At 44.1% G+C, this 3,815-nt stretch carries 8 protein-coding genes; 5 read left to right on the forward strand and 3 right to left on the reverse strand.

Features of this window, described 5'->3' with window-relative positions; translation table 11 throughout:
• Positions 1-71: 71 nt before the first annotated feature.
• The 3 genes from BLP80_RS15415 to BLP80_RS14430 are packed head-to-tail and all read right to left on the reverse strand — an operon-like array spanning position 72 to position 869.
• The gene (locus BLP80_RS15415; RefSeq protein ID WP_256325125.1) at positions 72-200 is read right to left on the reverse strand and encodes a hypothetical protein; all 129 of its coding nucleotides are present in this window, start codon (positions 198-200) and stop codon (positions 72-74) included.
• A 1-nt stretch (position 201) separates the two neighbouring features.
• Positions 202-627 (reverse strand): type II toxin-antitoxin system VapC family toxin, encoded by a 426-nt coding sequence (locus BLP80_RS14425; protein ID WP_090544397.1) that lies wholly within the window; start codon positions 625-627, stop codon positions 202-204.
• Entirely contained in the window at positions 624-869 is a 246-nt protein-coding gene (locus tag BLP80_RS14430) for a type II toxin-antitoxin system prevent-host-death family antitoxin (protein ID WP_090544399.1), read from the reverse strand. The genes BLP80_RS14425 and BLP80_RS14430 overlap by 4 nt, the downstream gene beginning before the upstream one ends.
• 251 nt (positions 870-1,120) lie before the next feature.
• Between BLP80_RS14430 and BLP80_RS14435 the strand changes: the two genes are divergently transcribed.
• From BLP80_RS14435 to BLP80_RS14455, 5 genes are all read left to right on the forward strand, one after another.
• On the forward strand, positions 1,121-1,351 hold the full coding sequence (locus BLP80_RS14435; RefSeq protein ID WP_090544401.1) for a type II toxin-antitoxin system MazE family antitoxin: 231 nt from the start codon (positions 1,121-1,123) through the stop codon (positions 1,349-1,351).
• Positions 1,344-1,685, forward strand: a complete 342-nt coding sequence (locus BLP80_RS14440) for a type II toxin-antitoxin system PemK/MazF family toxin (protein ID WP_090544403.1) — start codon at positions 1,344-1,346, stop codon at positions 1,683-1,685. Before BLP80_RS14435 ends, BLP80_RS14440 begins: the two co-directional genes overlap by 8 nt.
• A gap of 42 nt (positions 1,686-1,727) precedes the next feature.
• On the forward strand, positions 1,728-2,678 hold the full coding sequence (locus BLP80_RS14445) for a tyrosine-type recombinase/integrase (RefSeq protein ID WP_090544405.1): 951 nt from the start codon (positions 1,728-1,730) through the stop codon (positions 2,676-2,678).
• Between the two features lie 240 nt (positions 2,679-2,918).
• Positions 2,919-3,203 carry a transposase gene (locus BLP80_RS14450; protein ID WP_090544407.1) on the forward strand — a complete coding sequence of 95 codons (285 nt, stop codon included), beginning with the start codon at positions 2,919-2,921 and terminating at the stop codon, positions 3,201-3,203.
• Positions 3,204-3,434: 231 nt separating this feature from the next.
• A complete protein-coding gene (locus tag BLP80_RS14455) occupies positions 3,435-3,755 on the forward strand; it encodes a transposase (protein WP_256325126.1) in 321 nt (106 codons plus the stop codon).
• Positions 3,756-3,815: the final 60 nt, after the last annotated feature.

Genomic DNA, 3,815 nt, shown 5'->3' on the forward strand with positions numbered 1-3,815 from the left:
GAGATCCTGCCAGGCACTGCCGAAAATATGATTCGAATCGCCATGATGAAAATAACACTTGCAAAATGCGTCTAATGTTTTGCCAGACAGCTTCTTATTACCCAGATTGGCGAACCATTCAACTTCGGGGGGAAAGCCGCCAGCCCCTGAAATTCTTTTGCAGTCAGGGCGCGATTGCCTGTGGTAATAAGATCTGTCATGTTATTTCCCTTCCATCCACGGATTAATGAGCATGACATGAGTCGGCTCAAAGTCCTTCACATTCCGAGTCATAAGATGCAAGCCATGCTGCAAGGCGGTTGCCGCAATGAGGCCATCACTTGCATGGATAACATAGCCCTCTTGTTGTGCCTTGGCTGTTATTTTCCCCCATATCGCAGCTGTTTCTGTATTTATCGGTAATAAGCGCTCAGAATATTCATACTCAATATGAGTGAACCATTTAAATAATGCTTGTTTGCGTTGACCATCTGGCAAGAGCGCAATCCCTTTGCTGATTTCTCCCATTGTAATAACGCTGATAAACAGATGTTCATCTGGAACATTATTAACAGCTTCATAAACTGTAACCAATGGTTCTGGCTTATACAGTTCTGATAATACGCATGTATCCAATAAAACCCTCATAGATCAACTGACCGCATGGGACTTTTATCACGCATATCATTTAGATGGTCGATCTCGTAGGGTGGAGAGAGAATATATTGCTTAAAAGTCTTCTTTTGACCAATCAGCCGTTCATATTCGTTTTTGGAAATGATGACAACATCACCATCCCGCCGGTGAACAACTTGAATTCTTCCAATCAGTGCATTATTGAACAGTTCACTAAATTTATTTTTTGCATCTGCAATACGCCATTCATCCATATTTTTCCTACTCAGTCTAGATTAGCTAGACTTATTATAGATCTCATCTTTTAAAATGAGAAACACAATTTAAGATACTCACTTTATTATTGATAACATATTTTATCAATAGTAAACTAAATGAACATACTGATGATGTTCGTTCAAAGCATGCACTCATAAATTACTTATGGTGATGTAGCTATCAGTCTGGATAATTGTGCTATTTATAAGTATGATTTATTTTTACTACTTTATAGCATGAAATAACCATGACTCATCGAATGACGATTACGCTGGATGATGAGACGTTCGCATTTTTGAATCGTGTTGCGAGTAATAATCGCAGCGCATACATCAATCAGCTGTTGCTGCAGGCACGTCAAGAGTGTCTCAAAATGGCCTTACTCCAAGCGAATCAAGAAGAAGCGGCAGATACGAACTATCAGCAAGCATTACCGGCATGGGACAGTACCTTAGCGGATGGGCTCGCCCATGACTGATTTCAAGCAACTGGATATTTACTGGGTTGAGCTGGAACCCACCCAGAATGCGGAAGCAAGAAAGCTAAGATCTTGCGTGATTCTGCAGGGTGACTTGGTGAATATGCAATCGAGAACACTGCTGGTGGCGCCTCTGCTGCCGCAGCATAAAGCCTGGCCGTTTGCGGTCAACCTGGAGCCCACGCAAGATAACGGCCTGGATCAAGCGCGCCATATCAACCTGAAGCAATTACGCGCGATCGATATTTGCCGTATCGGGAAGAAACAGGGCCGGCTGGAAAATCACTACCTGCAGCCGATCAGAGCGGCTTTGAGGATCGTATTGGATTGGTGAGCGGTAAAACACCGCGTAAAGTTGAGCAGCGAGAGGAATAACATGACGGAACTTATTATCACAGGCAATCGCGCCCTGACTGCAAAAGAATTTCAGGGGCTTGCTGATGTTCCACCTGAAGTTGAATGGTTTGCCAACTTAGGCAACGTCGAGACTCGGCGTGCCTATGAAAATGCCCTAAAGGATTTTATGAATTTCACAGGCATTCAGAATCCGGAAGAATTCAGGATGGTAACCCGTGCTCATATTATTGCCTGGCGAGATGATTTGTTGAGTCGATCATTAGGCAGCATGAGCATTCGCCACCGCTTAGCAGCACTATCCTCTTTATTTGAATATTTATGTGAGAAAAACACAGTTACGCATAATCCGGTCAAGGGTGTGAAGCGGCCAGCGGTAGAAAGTTATGAAGGAAAAACTCCGGCTATCGGAGATCATCAGGCGCGCAAATTGCTCGATGCACCGGATGGTAGTTCACTTAAGGGCAAGCGTGATCGTGCGATACTGGCCACCCTGCTTTATCACGCTCTGCGGCGTGATGAGTTGTGTCGGTTAAAGGTTAAGGATTTTAAGCAGGCACGGCGTGGTGTCCCACATATGAAAATATCCGGCAAAGGGGGCAAAACACGTTATGTACCATTGCACCCTGCTGCCAGTGGTTTAATCCATGATTATCTCGATGCTGCTGGGCATGGTCTGGAAGATACTGGTGCATTATTCCGTTCAGTCAGTAATAACCGGATTAAGGAATCACAAAAACCAATTACGCCAGACGGCGTTTATAAGTTGGTACAGAAATACTCTGAAAAACTGGGATTCAAGATCGGTGCACATTCGTTACGCGCAACGGCTGCCACCAATGCCTTGGATCATCAAGCAGACATTGCCAAAGTACAAGAATGGCTGGGTCATGCCAATATTGCTACTACCAGGATTTATGACCATCGCAAAACCCGACCAGAAGATAGTCCCACTTTTAAGGTTGTTTATTGATTGATCTATTACACATTGACAACCCGGTGGACTGCAAGCTCGCATTAACAAGGATTGGGCGCGCTGTTTGCTTTTGGAATGCAAAATTGCTCTTTATCGAGCGCGCTACTTCCTGCTATCTTTTGACTTAAAAGGGGTAGAGACAGAAATTACTAAGGGCTGCTGAGAAATTACCATTGTTGGACTTCACCCGCTCTGCTAGACAAATCATAATGTCTAAAACAGAATGGAGTAAGTCACATGAAGGGTATCAGATACACAGACGAATTTAAGTCTAAGGCAATCAAGCAAATTACAGAACGTGGGCATAATGTTGCAGATGTTGCTCAACGTCTCGGCGTCTCCACCAAAAGCCTCTACAAGTGGAGACGTGAAATAGAGCTTCAAAAGCGTCCAGCCGTTAGTGCTGATGCCGTCGCACTCAAACAAGAAATCGCCAGACTCAATGCTGCATTGAAGCGAGCCACAGAAGAGCGTGACATATTAAAAAAGGCCGCCGTGTACTTTGCCAGCCAGCCCGAGTGAAGTACACGTTCATTGACCAACATCAATCACAATTCAAGATCAGCAGTATGTGTCGTGTACTCAGAATACACCGCAGTGGTTACTACGCATGGAAAGCAGTTCCTTTATCCCAGCGTGCACTTGAGGATAAGTAGGTATGATCATTTCTGGTGTATAGCCGGAGAAGAAAGCGGTGTAACCTATTGATAAAGATCTCGCCAGATCAATCATCAAGATAAGGAAAACACCGCAGTGACAGATAATTATGTTTTTAAACTGAATAAACCAGAACTGGATGATCCGTTACAGGAAGTACTCCGAGAAGGTGCCCGTAAAATGTTGGCTGCGGCCATTGAAGCGGAAGTATCAGCCTTTATTAGACAACATGGTTCTTTAAAAACTGAAGATGATAAGCCGAGAGTGGTCAGGAATGGTTATTTGCCTGAACGTTCGATCCAAACAGGACTCGGTGACATTGAAGTCAAAGTACCGAAGGTTAGGGATCGTTCCAATTCGGGTATCAAGTTTAACAGCAGTTTGACCTGGTCAAGTAAAACCGGACAACCCAGTTAAGCGACTTCTTTCAATTTTTCTGTTTCCACTTCATATTGATTGGGGCTTTTGTACTCCAAG

The sequence above is a fragment of the Nitrosomonas sp. Nm132 genome (assembly GCF_900100485.1).
Classification (GTDB): domain Bacteria; phylum Pseudomonadota; class Gammaproteobacteria; order Burkholderiales; family Nitrosomonadaceae; genus Nitrosomonas.

Coding starts and splice junctions, on each gene's coding strand:
- BLP80_RS14450 (WP_090544407.1), top strand. CDS start 2,919: ATGAAGGGTATCAGATACACAGACGAATTTAAGTCTAAGGCAATCAAG.
- BLP80_RS15415 (WP_256325125.1), bottom strand. CDS start 200: ATGACAGATCTTATTACCACAGGCAATCGCGCCCTGACTGCAAAAGAA.
- BLP80_RS14425 (WP_090544397.1), bottom strand. CDS start 627: ATGAGGGTTTTATTGGATACATGCGTATTATCAGAACTGTATAAGCCA.
- BLP80_RS14430 (WP_090544399.1), bottom strand. CDS start 869: ATGGATGAATGGCGTATTGCAGATGCAAAAAATAAATTTAGTGAACTG.
- BLP80_RS14435 (WP_090544401.1), top strand. CDS start 1,121: ATGACTCATCGAATGACGATTACGCTGGATGATGAGACGTTCGCATTT.
- BLP80_RS14440 (WP_090544403.1), top strand. CDS start 1,344: ATGACTGATTTCAAGCAACTGGATATTTACTGGGTTGAGCTGGAACCC.
- BLP80_RS14445 (WP_090544405.1), top strand. CDS start 1,728: ATGACGGAACTTATTATCACAGGCAATCGCGCCCTGACTGCAAAAGAA.